Here is a 15,629-nt window from a genome sequence, read left to right on the forward strand (position 1 = left end):
GCCCATGCGCTTGCGCATTTCGGCGATGATTTTTGTCCGCGCAATGATGTTCTTGTGCAGCGTCTCGCGGCGCAGGTCGAGAAAACGGTATTTCAGCCTGATATCCTCGGGATAGTCAGGCTCGCCGAACACCGGCAGCGGCAATTCCTTGGCCGCCGACAGCACCTCGATCTCGCGGGCGAAGATCTCGATCTCGCCGGTCGGCAAATTGGCGTTGGTGGTCTCGGGCAAGCGCGCCTTGACCTCGCCGTCGACGCGGATGACCCACTCGCCGCGCACGGTCTCGGCGACCTTGAAGGCCGGCGAATCCGGATCGGCGACGATCTGGGTCAGGCCGTAATTGTCGCGCAGGTCGATGAAGAGCAGGCCGCCATGATCGCGCACGCGATGCACCCAGCCCGACAGGCGAACGGTCGAGCCGACGTCGCTCTTCCTCAACTGGGCACAGGTATGGCTGCGGTAACGGTGCATTGTCATTGGTAAAGTCCGGGATGCTGGGTTGCAGGCCAAGCATCAAGCCCGGCCTCAAAATTTGCGCGAAAAGCGCATGGGAGGCCGGATTTGTCAAGGCAAGCAGGCCTTTGGGGTTCGAGTCTCTGCCGGCCTTCATGCATTGCCGCCAGAAGTGTTTCTTGCAACGATGCAGCAATCAAACGATTTGGAGATGCTTTGTGCCAAAACGCACTCCCCCAAAGGGCATCGCGCCATATAATGGTCGCGAGTTGGAATTGATGCTTCGGGGCGACAAGCCAATGGCCTTGTTCGCAGCGGAACCGGGTATGGACACCGAAGATGTTGGTGACGCGCATTTCGGACCGATTGTCGAGGAAGGCCGCATCCTGAAATTTTCCCAGGTTGATTCAAAAACGTCTGTGGAGGAACGCTGCTACTGCCTGCCGACGGAGGAATGGCGCTGCAAGCTCAGCCTGCTGATCGCTCGGATGTGCCGTAGCGAAGCAGCCTTTGATGTCTTCACACCGAACGATCTGGCGAGGCTGGAAGGCACTCTTCTCGGCTACTCAAAGGAGAGTGTTGAAGCGTTTGTTGCACATGCAGCGTCTCTGAAATTTCTGAACCCCAGCACGGATTGAACGGCCTGCCCCTTCCCGGCCCAGGCCGGATTCGAACTTTGCTTCCAGGAATTGCCGCTGGTATTGGTCAAGGCGATGGTTCAAGAAGAGATCACCGACACGTGATCGCCTCTTCATGTCCTCCATCCGCCCGATGATCCCGCTTCTTCTCGCCGCAGGCATCCTGCTCGGCGGCAATGGGCTGCAGAGCACGCTGATCGCGCTGCGCGGCGCGCAGGAAGGGTTTTCGGCTTCCGACATCGGCCTGATGGGCACCTTCTATTTCGCCGGCTTCCTGCTCGGCTGCCTTGCCATCACCCGCATCATAAAGGCGGTCGGCCATATCAGGGCATTTTCGGCGCTGGCGGCAATCGCCTCAGTCGGCACCTTGCTCCTGGTGCTGGTCATCGATCCGGTGATGTGGTGCGCGGTGCGTCTTGCCGGCGGCTTCTGCTTCGCCGGGCTGTTCACCATCGTCGAAAGCTGGCTGAATTCCGGCGTCAGCAATCACGATCGGGCACGCGTGCTGGCGATCTACCGGATGGTCGACATCGGTTCGGTGACATCAGCCCAGTTCCTGATCCCGATCTTCGGCGCCGGCGGTTTCGCTATCTTCGCCATCATGTCGATGATGATCACCCTATCGCTGGTGCCGGTGTCGCTCGGCGACCGCTCCAACCCGACACCACCCGAAGAGGTCAAGCTCGACCTGGCGCGCGTCTGGCGGATTTCGCCGCTGGGCTGCTTCGGCTGCATCGCCGTCGGCGTCACCAACAGCGCCTTTCGCACCTTGTCGCCGGTTTATGCCGAGCAGATCGGCATGTCGGTCGCCGATGTCGTGACCTTCGTCAGCGTCGGCATCTTCGGCGGCGCCATCATCCAGTATCCGCTCGGCTACCTCTCCGACCGCTGGGACCGGCGCCGGGTGCTGCTGATGACGACCTGCTGCGCGATGCTTTCGGCGCTGGCGCTGGTGTTCATCGCCGGTAGCAATCCGCTGCTCAACTTCGTCCTCGTCTTCATCTTCGGCTGTTTCGCCATGCCGCTCTATTCGTTGTCGGCGGCCCACTCCAACGATCGCGCCGACACCGGCGAGTTCGTGCTGATCAACGCGGCGCTGATGCTGTTCTATTCCTTCGGCGCGATCGGCGGCCCGTTCGCCGCCTCGACGGCGATGCAATATTTCGGACCGGGCGCCCTGTTTGTATTCAGCGCGGTGGTCTATGCGATCTTCATCGCTGTCATCCTCTACCGCATGCAGGCTCGGTCCGGCGTGCCGGCGGGCAGGCGCGGCCGCTTCATTGCGCTCCTGCGCACTTCGACGGTTTTCGCGCGGCTGGCCAGGAGAAACGGCGATTCCGACGGTCCGGGAACCTCATGATGGCGGTGCCAAAGCTTGACGAAAGCCCCGGCGGCTGAAATCTAGGAAGACCTTACTCCTGCCAAAAGCGATTTGATGCACGTCATCACCACCCAGAAAGAACTCGAGACCGTTCTCGCCGCTTTCGAAAAGTCGGATTTCGTCACTGTCGACACCGAATTCATTCGAGAAACGACGTTTTGGCCGATCCTGTGCCTGATCCAGATGGCCGCTCCCGGCGTGACGGCACTGATCGATCCGCTGGCTCCCGATATCGACCTGAAGCCGTTCTTCAGGCTGATGGCCAACGAGGCGGTGGTCAAAGTCTTCCACGCCGCGCGGCAGGACATCGAAATCATCGTCCATCTCGGCGATCTGGTTCCGCATCCAGTGTTCGACACGCAAGTGGCGGCGATGGTCTGCGGCTTCGGCGACAGCGTTTCCTACGATCAGCTCGTGCAGCGCATCACCGGCGCGCGGCTCGACAAGTCGTCGCGCTTCACCGACTGGCGCCACCGGCCGCTTTCCGACAAGCAGCTCGACTATGCGCTGGCCGACGTCACCCATCTGATCGAGGTCTATCAGCACCTCAGCGCCGAACTGGAGCGGGAAAACCGCGCCCATTGGCTTAACGAGGAAATGGAGGTCCTTACCTCCCGCGAAACCTATGATCCGCATCCCGAGGACGCCTGGAAGCGGCTGAAGATGCGGCTGCGCAAGCCGCAGGAACTGGCGATCGTGCAGGGCGTTGCGGCGTGGCGCGAGCGCGAGGCGCGCGAACGCGACGTGCCGCGCGGCCGCGTGCTCAAGGACGACGCGATCTACGAGGTGGCGCAGCAGGCGCCGCGCGACGCGGCAGCCCTGGGCAAGCTGCGCACGACGCCGAAGGGCTGGGAACGCTCCTCGACGGCGACGGCGCTGCTCGGCGCGGTCAACACCGCCCTTGCCTTGCCCAAGGAGCAGATGCCGAAACTGCCAAAGAGTTTCCAGCCGCCCGAGGGCTCGAGCGCCGCGGCGGAACTGTTGAAGGTGCTGCTGCGGATCGTCGCCGAAAAGGAAGGCGTCGCCTCCAAGGTGCTGGCCTCCAGCGACGACATCGACCGTATCGCCGCCGAGGGCGAGGAAGCCGACGTACCGGCCCTGCAGGGCTGGCGGCGCGCGGTGTTCGGCGAGGCCGCGCTCAAGCTGGTACGCGGCGAGATCGGCATCAAGTTCGACAAGCGCAAGATTGCGGTGTTCGACCTGTAGACGTCCCTCGCGGATTTTCCTTCTCCCCTTGCGGGAGAAGGAAAAAGTGCCCTGCTCAAACCATGCCGAGCAGGTGCAGCGCGAACCAGATCCATCCCAGCAGGAGAATCACCGCACTGACGAAGAATGACCGGCTGCGCAGCAGCAGATTGTTGCTGGTCAGGTGAACCCAGGCGTGGAAATAGCGCGATGCGACGAAAATCCACATCAGCGCCAGGGTCAGATAGTTGACGCCGTTGGTCAGGTGCAGCGTCAGGCACAGCACATAGAACAGCACCGGCAGCTCGAACTGGTTGGTGAGATTGGCGGCAACGGTGACGCTGGAGGCCGGCTCGGTCGAACGCACCTTGAACTGAGCTGGCTTCGCCTCGCCTGACCTGATTGCGCCGTATCTGCGGCGACCCAGGATGCAGTAGACGATGTAGATCAGCAGCACATGCGCCAGAACAGGCCAGAAGATCGTGGTCTGGTTCACGAAGTTTCCCCTACCCGGCTAAGCTTTGCGCGCGGCATCAGGCCAGGCGTTTCTGGCCTGCCAGCCAGAAGGCGGCAATGACGATCACCGGGACGGCGAAAAGCGCGAATTTGGTGACGGTGAGCGCCGAAGCCAAAGACAGCGAGTCCGGATTCGCCGACAGGAAATCGGACAGAAGCCGCGCTACCGCGATGTTCTGGGCGTAGTCGGCAAGCGTGTAGGGCAGCACCAGGACCAGCGCGAAGATCGACTGCAGCTGCACCGGCTGCACGCGGAAAGCCTTCAATCGCCGGCCGGTGGCCAGGATCAGGCTGACCAGCGTCACAGACAGCAGCGCCGGGAACAACAGAGCGAAGGTCAGATAGTGCCAGACGAGAATGATCTCGCCGCCGCGCCGGCCGAGTGCCGTCAGCCAGGCCATGCCTTCGTCCGGAGTGAAACCGAAAATACGCATGTCGAGTGATGGCAAGCCGCCGCTCAACTGGCGGAAGTAGAGGAATTCCATAGCCGTCATGGCGGTGAAAACCACCGCCGACAGGAAACAGAGTGCGCCTGCGTGGCGCGGCAGCCGCAGGATCGTTGCCGTCAGGCTCCGCCCGAGCCCGTACTGGTCAGGCTCCGCCGGGATAGTTCGGGCTTTCGCGGGTAATCGTGACGTCATGGGCGTGGCTTTCACGAAGTCCGGCATTGGATATGCGCACAAAGGTGGCGCGCTCGCGGAAATCGGCAAGGTCGCGGCCACCAACATAACCCATAGCGGCTTTCAGCCCGCCCGCAAGCTGGTGCAGCACACCAGACACAGGTCCTTTGTAGGGAACCTGCCCTTCGATGCCTTCCGGGACCAGTTTCAGCGTGTCGCGCACCTCGGCCTGGAAGTAGCGATCGGCGGAGCCGCGGGCCATGGCGCCGACCGAGCCCATGCCGCGATAGGCCTTGAAGGAGCGGCCCTGATGCAGATAGACCTCGCCCGGGCTTTCGTCGGTTCCGGCCAGCAGCGAGCCGATCATGGCCGCACTGGCGCCTGCGGCCAACGCCTTGGCCAGATCGCCGGAATATTTGATGCCGCCATCGGCGATCACCGAGACGCCGGATTTGTGCGCCGTCTCGACCGCCGACATGATGGCCGAGAGCTGCGGCACGCCGACGCCGGCAACGATGCGGGTGGTGCAGATGGAACCCGGGCCGATGCCGACCTTGACGGCGTCGGCGCCGGCGTCGATCAGCGCCTGCGTGCCCGCGGCGGTGGCGACGTTGCCAGCCAGGATGCGGACGGAGTTGGATAGTTTTTTCGCCCGCGTGACGGCGTCGAGCACGCGCTGCGAGTGGCCATGCGCGGTGTCGATCACCAGAAGGTCGACGCCGGCATCGATGAGGCGTTCGGCGCGCTCGAAACCGTCATCGCCGACGCTGGTGGCGGCGGCGGCGCGCAGGCGGCCCTGTGCGTCCTTGGTGGCGTGCGGATTGAGCTGCGACTTCTCGATATCCTTGACGGTGATCAGTCCGACGCAATTGCCTTGCCTGTCGACGACGACCAACTTTTCGATCCTGTGCTGGTGCAGGAGGCGCTTGGCCTCGTCCTGGTCGACGTTCTCCTTGACCGTGATCAGGTTGTCACGGGTCATCAGTTCATGGACCTTCTGCGCCGGATCGGACGCAAAGCGCACGTCGCGATTGGTCAGGATGCCGATCAGCCGGCCGATCTTGTGGCCGCCGCTGCCGCCGTTCTCGACCACCGGAATGCCCGAGATCGAATAGCTGCGCATCAGGCCCAGCGCGTCGGCGAGCGTCGCGTCGGGGCCGATGGTGACGGGATTGACCACCATGCCGGATTCGAATTTCTTGACCTGCCGCACCTGCTCGGCCTGTTCGGCCGGCGAGAAATTGCGGTGGATGACGCCAATGCCGCCGGCCTGGGCCATGGCTATGGCAAGCCGCGCCTCGGTGACGGTGTCCATCGCCGCCGACAGGATCGGCACATTCAGGTCGATGTCGCCGGCGATGCGGGTGCGGACATCGGTTTCGCCAGGCATGACCTCGGAATGACCCGGCTGCAGCAGCACGTCGTCAAAGGTCAGCGCCAATGCGCCGGTGGACGTTTCGATGATTTTTGCCATGGCCAGTCCCTTGAACATAAAAACGGTGGGGGAATACAAAAAAGCGCTGGACCGGAATGGACAGCGCCGACTCGTTTCTTCCCTTTCAGGATTGGCGCTGGCTGGTACCACGTCCAAGCACCGATGAAAAGCCGATGATTTCACGCTCCCGGAAAGGTGACTTTCCGGCGAAGGGATGCCACCTGTGGTTGCCGGTCGCACAAAAGTGACAGCAAATTAATGCGACATCCCGGCGAAGGCATGGTAACCGCCCGCCTCAGGGCCGACATGCAACCGGCAACGCAACATTCAAGTCTGGACGCGTTCGTTGAACCGCACCATCCCGCTTATATTGGCGGTCGCCCTTTTCATGGAAAACATGGATTCGACTGTTATCGCGACATCGCTGCCGGCGATCGCCGTCGACATCCACACCAGCCCGATCGCGCTCAAGCTGGCCCTGACCGCCTATCTCGTCTCGCTGGCGATCTTCATTCCGATCAGCGGCTGGATGGCCGACCGTTTCGGCGCCAAGAATATCTTTCGCGCCGCGATCGCCGTCTTCATCGTCGGTTCGATCGCCTGCGCGCTCTCCGGTTCGCTGCCGGCTTTTGTGGTCTCGCGCTTCCTGCAAGGCATTGGCGGCGCCATGATGACACCGGTCGGGCGGCTGGTGCTGGTGCGCGCGACACCAAAAAGCGAACTCGTCGCGGCGATGTCCTGGCTAACCGTTCCGGCGCTGGTCGGTCCGCTGGTCGGTCCGCCGGTCGGTGGCTTCATCACCACCTATTTCACCTGGCACTGGATCTTCCTGATCAATGTGCCGATCGGCCTGATCGGCATCTGGCTGGCGACGCGTTTCCTGCCGGAGACCGAATCGATGGAGACGCGGCGGCTCGACTTCCTCGGCTTCGTGCTAAGCGGGTTGGCGGCATCCGGCGTGGTTTTCGGCCTGTCGGTGGTGAGCCTGCCCTATTTGCCGCCGGCCACCGGCCTTATCACCGTAGCGGTCGGCCTGCTGTCGGGCGCGCTCTATCTGCTGCACGCGCGGCGCGCCAAAAATCCCTTGCTGGCGCTCGAATTGTTCCGCAACCAGGTGTTCCGCTCCTCGGTGCTTGGCGGCGGACTGTTCCGCATCGGCATTGGTGCCGTGCCGTTCCTGCTGCCGCTGATGTTCCAGATCGGTTTTGGGCTGACGCCGTTCCAGTCCGGCATGATCACCTTCGTCTCGGCGATCGGCGCCATCGGGATGAAGTTTGTCACCGCGCTGATCTTCCGCGTCGCCGGCTTCCGCCGCGTCCTGGTTGTCGGTTCTCTGGTCGCCGCCGCCTCGATCGCCATCAACGGCCTGTTCACACCCGACACACCCTATCTCTTGATGCTGGCCATGCTGCTCGTCGGCGGCTTCATCCGCTCGATGTTCTTCACCGGCGTCAATGCGCTCGCCTATGCCGAGGTTTCGGCTGAAGACACCAGCAAGGCGACACCGATCACGGCGGTGTTCCAGCAGTTGTCGGTCGCGCTCGGCGTGGCGCTGGCCGGCGGAATCCTGGAAGTGTCCACAAGCCTGCACGACCGGTCACTGACGCTGGCGGATTTCCACACCGCGTTTTTCGTCGTCGCGGCGATTTCGGCCGCCGCGTCGCTGTCGTTCATGCGGCTGGCGCCCGATGCCGGCAACGCCATCTCCGGCCACGGCCGCCTGACCACACCCAAGACGCTGGAAACGAGCACGGCGGGGAAGTAGTTTCCTCTTGCCTTCTCCCCTGTGGGAGAAGGTGGATCGGCGCGAAAGCGCCGAGACGGATGAGGGGTGTTCCAGCGGAGTGAAACGTTGGCGCTCCCTGGAGCTCATCCGTCGCCTTCGGCGACACCTTCTCCCAGGGGAGAAGGAAGATCTCGCCCTTTGAAATCCTTGGCCAAGAGATAAAGCTCGACCGATTCATCCCGCGACGCCGGCGGCTTGACGTGATGGACCGAGCGGAAGTTCTTCTTGAGCATGGAGAGCAGTTCGTTTTCGGCGCCGCCCTGGAAGGTCTTGGCGAGGAAATGCCCGCCCGGTTTCAGGACGGAGAGCGCGAAATCGGCCGCCACCTCGCACAGATGCATGGTGCGGATATGGTCGGTCCGCTTGTGGCCGGTGGTCGGTGCCGCCATGTCGGACAGCACGATATCGGGATCCCCACCCAGCGCCTCGGCCAGCTTCTGCGGCGCCTGCGGATCGAGGAAATCCATCAGCAGCACCGGCGCGCCGGGCACGGCGTCCATTTCGAGATAATCGATGCCGATGACATGCGGCTTGTCGGCCGTCGATTTCGTCCGCGCGGCGGCGACCTGGCACCAGCCGCCGGGGGCGGCGCCGAGGTCGATCACCTTCATGCCGGGTTTCAACAGATGATGCTTGTCGTCGATCTCGATCAGTTTGTAGGCCGCGCGCGAGCGATAGCCGTCAGCCTTGGAGCGCTGGACATAGGGATCGTTGATGTGGCGCTGCAGCCAGCGGCGCGACGATTCCTTCAGCCCGCTCTTCTTCTTGATCCGCGTCTTCAGCACACGAATGCTGGCGGATCCTGGTTTTTCCGGTTTCTTGGTCATTGCTTATTTCTTCGGTTCGGGCTCACGCTCTGCCACGCCCATCGTTGCGCCAGACGCCATCATCGGCCATCAGTTCGCTTAAAATACCTTCGCGCAGGCCACGATCGGCGACTCGCAGCCGCTCGGACGGCCACACGGCGCGGATCGCTTCGAGGATAGCACAGCCGGCCAGCACCAGATCGGCGCGATCGGCACCGATGCAAGGGTTGGCGCAGCGCTGCTGGAAATCCCAGCCAACCAGTCTTTCGACCATGCGATCGACGCTGTCGCGGTCCATCCAAAGCCCGTCGACACGGCGGCGATCGTAGCGCTCGAGCTCAAGGTGGACACCGGCCAGCGTCGTCACCGTTCCCGACGTGCCCAGCAGATGAAAATTCGGGCTGGCCTTGAGATGGCTCAGCCGGTCGCGACCGTCGAAGTTGGCCAGCCGGCCGGCGACATCATCGACCATGGCGGCGAAGATCTCGCGCGTCACCGTGCGGCCGCCAAAGCGCTCGGCCAGCGAGACGACGCCGACCGGCAGCGACGTCCACGACACGATGTGATTGGCGAGCCTCGGCGAACGGCGGCCTGCGAGGTCGATGAGCGCGATTTCGGACGAGCCGCCGCCAATATCGAACAGGACGACGCCTTGAGTGTCGCGCTCGACCAGCGAGCCGCAGCCGGACACCGCCAGCCGCGCTTCGGTCTGGCGGTCGATGATCTCGAGCTTCAGGCCGGCCTCGCGCTCGACGCGGTCGATGAACTCGACGCCGTTTTCGGCCGTGCGGCAGGCCTCGGTGGCGATCAGCCGGGCTTTTCTGATCTTGCGGTTGCGCAATTTGTCGCCGCAGATTTTCAGCGCCTCGACCGCGCGGTCCATCGCCGGCTGGCCGAGCCGGCCATTGGCGGTGAGCCCCTCGCCCAGCCGGACGATGCGAGAAAAGGCGTCGATGACGCGGAACTGGCCATGCCGCGTCGGCACGGCGACCAACAGCCGGCAATTGTTGGTGCCAAGGTCAAGCGCCGCAAACACCGGAAGCTCCTGGACCGGCGGCCGACGGGCGCTCTGTTCCGGCCGTGGCACTACAGCGGCGGGCGAGACCGCCGACTCCACCGGTCTGTGGGCCTCCGCCGCCGGGGCACCGGCTTTGCCTGGCGCCGGCGATCGATTCTCCGCGGGACGCGCTTCGTCGCGCGCAAAAACCTTGCGCCCGCGCCTTCGCTTGCGCCGCTTCTTGGGCTTGCCTTTGTGGGGTGCGTCGCCCGCCTGCCCGTCCGCGGAGCGGAGCTCCGTCGGGCGGCGTTGCTGCCAGCTTGCGTTCCCCGGGCCAGCCGACCCCTGGGAAGCGCTGGACACGCCCACCTCCGGCGCGCCGGCGCCGGTGTCGTGGTCTTCCACTGTCGTTCCTTCCGGCGCCGCGCGAACCTATGATGGACGCAGCAGGCGCTTCAGTGTTTTAAGTTGCCGCCAGACTAACAGCGCCGCGCCCGATCACCAAGAGCCGCATGCCGAATTTTGCCGGCAGGCCGCTGACCGCCGTTCCGGCGCGGCCGCTCACTGCGGCAAATCTTGCCGGCCGGCGCTGCGACAAGGGTTCGCGGTTGAATAGCCGGCTTCGATGAGGCATTTCTGAAATGAGCGGAAGAATCCGGCAAAGCCGGCCTCCCACCAGCCACGAAAAGGAAGCGGACCCGCAACGCATGGCAGTCAGGCAATGAACTGGAGACGCTATTTCTGGCCGGTCGTCGGCATCGCCGCCGTGATCTTCTCGCTGCTGCTGCTCTGGCACGAATTGCGCGGCGTTTCGCTCGACGACGTCTGGGACGGTATCACGGCCATTCCGACCCGGGGTTGGGTTCTTGCCGCGCTGAGTTCGATCATCGCCTATGCCTCGCTTGCCGGCTACGACCACATCGCGCTCCTGCATATCGGCAAGCGCGTGTCGTGGCTGTTCGTCACGCTGTGCTCCTTCACCACCTATGCGCTGTCGCACAACATTGGCGGTTCGGTGTTTTCCGGCGCCGTCATCCGCTACCGCGCCTATGGTACCAGGGGCCTGACCGGACAGGATGTCGGCGTGCTGGTGGCGGTCTGCTGGATCACCTTCGTGCTGTCGACGATTTTGGCCTCGGGCCTCGTTCTGGTGTTCGAGCCTGAGATACTCGACCGGTTTTCCGGCATCGCCCATCATGGCCTGTCGGAAGCGGCCGGCATCGCGATGCTGCTGCTCGTCGCCGCCTATGTCTTCGGCAGCTGGCTGCATCTGCGCCCGCTGAAGATCGCCAGTTTTCAGCTCCACTACCCGGCGCTGCCGATCGTCGCGCGGCAACTGCTGATCGGCCCGATCGAACTGCTGGCCGCCGCCGCGATCATCTTCTTTGCCCTGCCCGCAGCCCACAATCCCGGCTACTTCGTCATACTGGGCGTCTTCCTCGTCTCCTTCTCGATCGCGCAGATCTCGCACGCGCCGGGCGGGCTCGGCGTGTTCGAGGTGGTGTTTCTCGCCGGCCTGTCGGACATGGATCCGGTCGGCGTGCTGGCGGCGCTGCTGGTGTTCCGACTGTTCTACCTGATCATCCCGCTGATTCTGGGCCTGGGCGTGGTGCTGTTCTTCGAACGCTCGCAATTCAGCCGGACGGAGGGTTGAGACGCGGGATTGGACTGGGAGCCGCGCGCCGGCATCTGAAGTGCGGCGTCTGAAATCACCTGACGAAACGTGCCATTGAACCACAGAGCAGGCTTGACTATTTTCCGCTGGCGGCTACAAGGCAGCGCTCACAGCGGCTTGCCCGCTCGGCCCGCACGGTTCATGACCGCGCCTGCTGGGGAATAGGTTAACGGTAGACCCACGGACTCTGACTCCGTTAGTCCTGGTTCGAATCCAGGTTCCCCAGCCAGTCCATTTTTTACGGTGAAATCAGGTACTTAACTTTTTTCATTAGCAAGGTGCGTTAGCACCTTTTGTTAGCTCGCGGGCCTGTGGAAATTGCCCTTCCGCCCGACTCTCGACGGTGATTCCGGCCTATAGTCGGCTCCCTTAACGCGAAGGGAGAACGACATGGGCGGCGAAGCTATGCTTGATGACGATAACGGCGCGGCAGAAATCGCTGCTGAATGGGGCGTCGATCTGGACCTACTCAACGATGCGTCTTGGGAACTGGAAACGATAGATGGCAATGACGGCGAGACCTACGGCTTTCTCGTTCGCTTTGATAGGGATACCGATCCAGACCTTTTGGTTTCTCTAGGTGTAGATTCCGGCAGTCTCACAAGAGAGGTTAGCTTGAACGCTTTCGACAAGCCCGATCGTGAGCCGGACGAATGAGCGTGCAGAACTCAGGCGCGGGAGGGCGACATGGAATTTGTTATAGGAATGCTTGTAAGTGGCTTTGTCGTTTGGGTGATCATGCGTCCAGCAGCTAGGGCACATCTGCCTCCAGAGAACGGCAGTCTGCCGAAGGCCGATAGCTGGAAGGACACATATTTTAAGTGCTAGGCAAAGACGAAGGGTTAGTAGGCATGCCAATCTCTGGCTTAATGGACGAAGATCACTTGGATGAGCGGCAATGAGCAACAATCCCGGCAAGAAGGGAAAGCCCGCTCCATGGCAAAAGCGGGCCGCCGAACACCGCGATCAGGCGCTAGAGGAGTATCGGCTCGCAAATAATCCGTCATACGCGGAGTGGTCAAAGCGACGGTCGGAAGCTGCCAGATCATTCAGAAAAGAAACTGGGGCCGATGACTTTTCGAACCGTGATCTTTTCAAGGCCATGAAAGCCGCGTCTGCTCGCTTGCGGGCATGGGACAAGGCAAACCCCTCCCCGACGTCATGGGACGACCACAAGCGGCTGGAAACAGAGTTTGCGGCGCAATATGTGCCAAGGGATTATTCCTAAAGGTCGTCAAGGCGGCATCAAACGATAGGCGGCGAGCGCCGACGCCAAGATGCAAAGGGCCGACAGGATGCCGGCGGCGATTCCAGTCCAATGGGTCCAACTAATCCAACGATTTGTGCCGTCATCGAACTTTGGCCAGTGCTCATCGTCGTAGAGATCATGCCGGGGCTCACGGCCTCATAGATGCGGGCGTGAAAGCTCCAGTTCGCCCAAACAAGGAAGCCGCACAGGAAGGCCAGAAGCAGGCCGGGCACATGCCACCAAAAGACCGAAGGCAGCACCGCCTTCGATAGCCGGTCGTTCTGTGCGAGGAACGCGACGGCAGCGCCATGCGCGAGCAAGAGCGATGCTATCAGCCACCCCCCGTAGTTGGCATTCAGTTGGAAGGCATGGCGCTTGTTCTTTTCGAACTCCTCATAGGTGAGCTTCCGAACCTCAATGGCTTCCCAACGAATCTTGACGGCCGGCCCTGCCTATGGTCGGTTGCGATGGGCAATCTACTTGGGGCAGGTTCATGAATATAAAAGACGCCTATAACGCTGCTGTTCGCTTGCAAGCGAACATTGTTAAAAACAAATTAGTTCAAGCTAGTTTGCAAGCTGGATCGCGGAACACGCCTAAACAGTGGAATTCTGAATTCATACGGCTGTTTGAGGATCTTGATTTCGAGGAGCGTAAATTACTCCGCGAAATCGGACAATACCAAAAATTACTTGAAGTTTATGATATCGCCAAGGAAGATCAAGGTCAGGTGTCCGTATTTGTTGTCCAAAATGCTTCTGAAGCACTTGGCAGAGTTAACGCCTACGTTCAAGCAAACGCTCCCTTTGCTAAGGGTGGAGAGAATCATGGCGCTCAGGATTCAGTCGAAATAACCTTTCCAATTGCGTCATTGAAATCGACAACCTTCGAATTATCAGAAGAGATCGATTGGTTCTTTAAATTATTTAACCGTGTATCTGCTGAATTTAGCGACGAAGAAAAGCCAACGATTATCAGCGTCGATAACGTCGACTTATCAATTGCAGTTGCGATTGATTGGAAATTCCTTCTTGTAATACTTCTTATATGGACGCGGTTCCAGAAATACATGAAGGATTCTCAAGAGATAAAAAGCGGTGCGGCGGCTGTGGAACCTCAAGACCGGCGCGCCGGCGCCGAATTCCGATGTCGTCGAGGCGCTCGACGTCTGCGAGCGGTCGATCCGGCTTGCCGATGAGGCCGGCGCAGCACAACATCCGGCGATCGTCCACCTGCACATCCATCTCCTGGAAATGTCCACCATGCCGGAGCGCGGCATGCGGTCAGCGGATCTGCTCGGCGAGATGTGCCCCGATGCCGGGCACATGAACCACATGCCGGGGCATATCTATGTGCTGTGCGGCGAGTATGAGAAAGCAAAACGCGCCAGCGAAAAGGCGGTGCGTGCCAACGACCTCTATCTCGCCTATGCCGACGAGCCGACCTATTATTTGCTCGGCTGCTGCCACGATCTGCATCTGATGATGTTCACCTGCATGTTGTCGGGCCAGCACCAGCCTGCACTGTGGGCCGCCGACAGAGTGCGCAGCCTGGTCGCGCGCGACGTGGTCGCCATCCAGGGCCGGCCAAAGCTCACGCAGACGGTGGAAGGCTACCATGCGATGAAATCGCATGTGCAGGTGCGCTTCGGCCGCTGGCAGGAGATCATCGACGAACCGGTCACCGAGGAGCCTGGCCTCTATGTGCTGACGGCGGCCATGCAGCGCTACGCCAAAGGTGTGGCGCATGCGACGCTCAAGCATTTCGCTGAGGCTGAACGTGAGCGCGAAGAGTTCCATCGGCATCTGAAAGGCATTGCGCCCGAGCGGCGCTTCCTCAGCAACCCGGCGCAAGCTTCGCTGGCTGTCGGTGCCGCCCTGCTCGACGGCGAGCTCGCGTACCACCAGGGCCGGCATGAGGAGGCGTATGGCCATTTGCGGCAGGCGGTCGAGCTTGACGACAATCTGTCCTACACCGAGCCGTGGGCCTGGATGCACCCGCCGCGCCATGCGCTGGCGGCGCTGCTTCTCGACCAGGGTCACGCGCAGGAAGCAGAACAGGTCTATCGCGACGATCTGGGCCTGAGCGGCACGGTGCAGCGCTGTGCCCAGCATCCGAACAATGTCTGGGCATTGCACGGGCTTGTGGAATGCCTGAAACGGCGCGGCGAGACCGATGAATTGCCGACATTGCAGACAAGCCTTGCAGCGGCGCTGGCCAAGGCGGACGTACCGATCACCTCGTCCTGCCTGTGCAGGACGAGCGCGCAGCAAGGCTGCTGTCACTGACGCGAAGTCTGCCTGTCGCCACTGTTGCGGCCGATCGGCTAGAGCAATTCCAGGAAAAGTGTGAAACGGTTTTCCATCCGGAATTGCGTCAAAACAAGGAGTTAGAGCGGGTCGCCGTTTCCGTGAAACGGTGAACTGCTTTAGCCAAACAAATTGTCGACCAGATCGTCGTTGGCGGTGGAAACCTCGCCGCCCGGGTATGTCACCTGCCGATCAGCCGAGGCTCCATGCTGCGTCGCCCCACGCCTTCGATCAGCACGGAACAGTCTATCTCATCGTGAAGTTGGGCGTTTGGGTCAGACGAAAGCCAGGAAGCATAGGAGCGAAGCTGCTTGAGCCTGGCTGTTTTCTCAAGCCGTGCCTGGCGCTCATCCTCGGCTGGTTGAGCCGGTCCTTTGTTCTTCTGGGCAGGAAATTGCATCCTGGCTCTCCTCGGTCACCGAGCCTGTGGAGACGGACTCAATCGGGCGTTGGCCCGTTGTCGCTCCGGTCTCTGCGGTTCTGAAGCCAACACATGCGCTGACGGGAGTCGCCATTCATCTTGATGATGGCGGACCCTTATCAACAATGCACCCGCGCCACCGCCGGGTGCTCCTGGTC

At 61.8% G+C, this 15,629-nt stretch carries 15 protein-coding genes, 1 tRNA gene and 1 pseudogene; 10 read left to right on the plus strand and 7 right to left on the minus strand.

Annotation, left to right across the window (positions count from 1 at the left end; translation table 11 throughout):
• Positions 1 to 477, minus strand: a 477-nt coding sequence (locus tag EN990_RS18740) for an OB-fold nucleic acid binding domain-containing protein (RefSeq protein ID WP_245469194.1), incomplete at its 3' end; no start/stop codon positions are given.
• A 302-nt stretch (positions 478 to 779) separates the two neighbouring features.
• Here EN990_RS18740 and EN990_RS18745 point away from each other — a divergent pair.
• The 3 genes from EN990_RS18745 (at position 780) to rnd (ending at position 3,678) form a co-directional block, all read left to right on the plus strand.
• Positions 780 to 1,091, plus strand: a complete 312-nt coding sequence (locus EN990_RS18745) for a hemin receptor (protein WP_245469195.1) — start codon at positions 780 to 782, stop codon at positions 1,089 to 1,091.
• Between the two features lie 115 nt (positions 1,092 to 1,206).
• Entirely contained in the window at positions 1,207 to 2,451 is a 1,245-nt protein-coding gene (locus EN990_RS18750; protein WP_127384573.1) for an MFS transporter, read from the plus strand.
• A gap of 75 nt (positions 2,452 to 2,526) precedes the next feature.
• Positions 2,527 to 3,678 carry a ribonuclease D gene (gene rnd / locus EN990_RS18755; protein WP_127369637.1) on the plus strand — a complete coding sequence of 384 codons (1,152 nt, stop codon included), beginning with the start codon at positions 2,527 to 2,529 and terminating at the stop codon, positions 3,676 to 3,678.
• 55 nt (positions 3,679 to 3,733) lie between these two features.
• Here the strand turns inward: rnd and EN990_RS18760 are convergent, their stop codons facing one another.
• From EN990_RS18760 to guaB, 3 genes are read right to left on the minus strand one after another with little or no spacing between them, the layout of a single operon-like run.
• Complete coding sequence (locus EN990_RS18760) at positions 3,734 to 4,153, minus strand: MAPEG family protein (protein WP_013532284.1); 420 nt, start codon at positions 4,151 to 4,153, stop codon at positions 3,734 to 3,736.
• A gap of 37 nt (positions 4,154 to 4,190) precedes the next feature.
• Complete coding sequence (locus EN990_RS18765) at positions 4,191 to 4,814, minus strand: hypothetical protein (protein WP_127369638.1); 624 nt, start codon at positions 4,812 to 4,814, stop codon at positions 4,191 to 4,193.
• Positions 4,765 to 6,267: an IMP dehydrogenase gene (gene guaB / locus EN990_RS18770; RefSeq protein WP_013532286.1), complete on the minus strand. Its 1,503-nt coding sequence runs from the start codon at positions 6,265 to 6,267 to the stop codon at positions 4,765 to 4,767. Before guaB ends, EN990_RS18765 begins: the two co-directional genes overlap by 50 nt.
• 307 nt (positions 6,268 to 6,574) lie before the next feature.
• Here guaB and EN990_RS18775 point away from each other — a divergent pair, with 307 nt between their 5' ends.
• On the plus strand, positions 6,575 to 7,993 hold the full coding sequence (locus EN990_RS18775) for a DHA2 family efflux MFS transporter permease subunit (protein ID WP_127388347.1): 1,419 nt from the start codon (positions 6,575 to 6,577) through the stop codon (positions 7,991 to 7,993).
• 104 nt (positions 7,994 to 8,097) lie between these two features.
• Here EN990_RS18775 and EN990_RS18780 read toward each other — a convergent pair whose 3' ends face one another.
• Together EN990_RS18780 and EN990_RS18785 are read right to left on the minus strand one after the other, a co-directional pair.
• Positions 8,098 to 8,841, minus strand: a complete 744-nt coding sequence (locus EN990_RS18780; protein WP_013532288.1) for an RlmE family RNA methyltransferase — start codon at positions 8,839 to 8,841, stop codon at positions 8,098 to 8,100.
• Positions 8,842 to 8,863: 22 nt separating this feature from the next.
• Entirely contained in the window at positions 8,864 to 10,222 is a 1,359-nt protein-coding gene (locus EN990_RS18785; protein WP_127388348.1) for a Ppx/GppA phosphatase family protein, read from the minus strand.
• Positions 10,223 to 10,538: 316 nt separating this feature from the next.
• Between EN990_RS18785 and EN990_RS18790 the strand changes: the two genes are divergently transcribed.
• The 6 genes and pseudogenes from EN990_RS18790 to EN990_RS18815 form a co-directional block, all read left to right on the plus strand.
• Positions 10,539 to 11,471: a lysylphosphatidylglycerol synthase domain-containing protein gene (locus EN990_RS18790; RefSeq protein ID WP_127368310.1), complete on the plus strand. Its 933-nt coding sequence runs from the start codon at positions 10,539 to 10,541 to the stop codon at positions 11,469 to 11,471.
• Between the two features lie 176 nt (positions 11,472 to 11,647).
• Positions 11,648 to 11,721, plus strand: a tRNA-Gln gene (locus EN990_RS18795).
• Positions 11,722 to 11,882: 161 nt separating this feature from the next.
• Positions 11,883 to 12,149, plus strand: a complete 267-nt coding sequence (locus tag EN990_RS18800) for a hypothetical protein (protein ID WP_127368311.1) — start codon at positions 11,883 to 11,885, stop codon at positions 12,147 to 12,149.
• 241 nt (positions 12,150 to 12,390) lie between these two features.
• Entirely contained in the window at positions 12,391 to 12,720 is a 330-nt protein-coding gene (locus tag EN990_RS18805) for a hypothetical protein (protein WP_127368312.1), read from the plus strand.
• A gap of 514 nt (positions 12,721 to 13,234) precedes the next feature.
• On the plus strand, positions 13,235 to 13,939 hold the full coding sequence (locus tag EN990_RS18810; RefSeq protein WP_127368313.1) for a hypothetical protein: 705 nt from the start codon (positions 13,235 to 13,237) through the stop codon (positions 13,937 to 13,939).
• A pseudogene (locus EN990_RS18815) lies at positions 13,839 to 15,029 on the plus strand (hypothetical protein); the annotation flags it as partial. The gene EN990_RS18810 and the pseudogene EN990_RS18815, both read left to right, overlap by 101 nt.
• Before the next feature lie 202 nt (positions 15,030 to 15,231).
• Here the strand turns inward: EN990_RS18815 and EN990_RS18820 are convergent.
• Positions 15,232 to 15,450, minus strand: coding sequence for a hypothetical protein (locus EN990_RS18820; RefSeq protein ID WP_127368314.1), 219 nt, complete (start codon positions 15,448 to 15,450; stop codon positions 15,232 to 15,234).
• Between the last annotated feature and the right edge of the window lie 179 nt (positions 15,451 to 15,629).

The organism is Mesorhizobium sp. M7A.F.Ca.US.005.03.1.1, from assembly GCF_003997975.1.
GTDB classification, from domain to species: domain Bacteria; phylum Pseudomonadota; class Alphaproteobacteria; order Rhizobiales; family Rhizobiaceae; genus Mesorhizobium; species Mesorhizobium ciceri.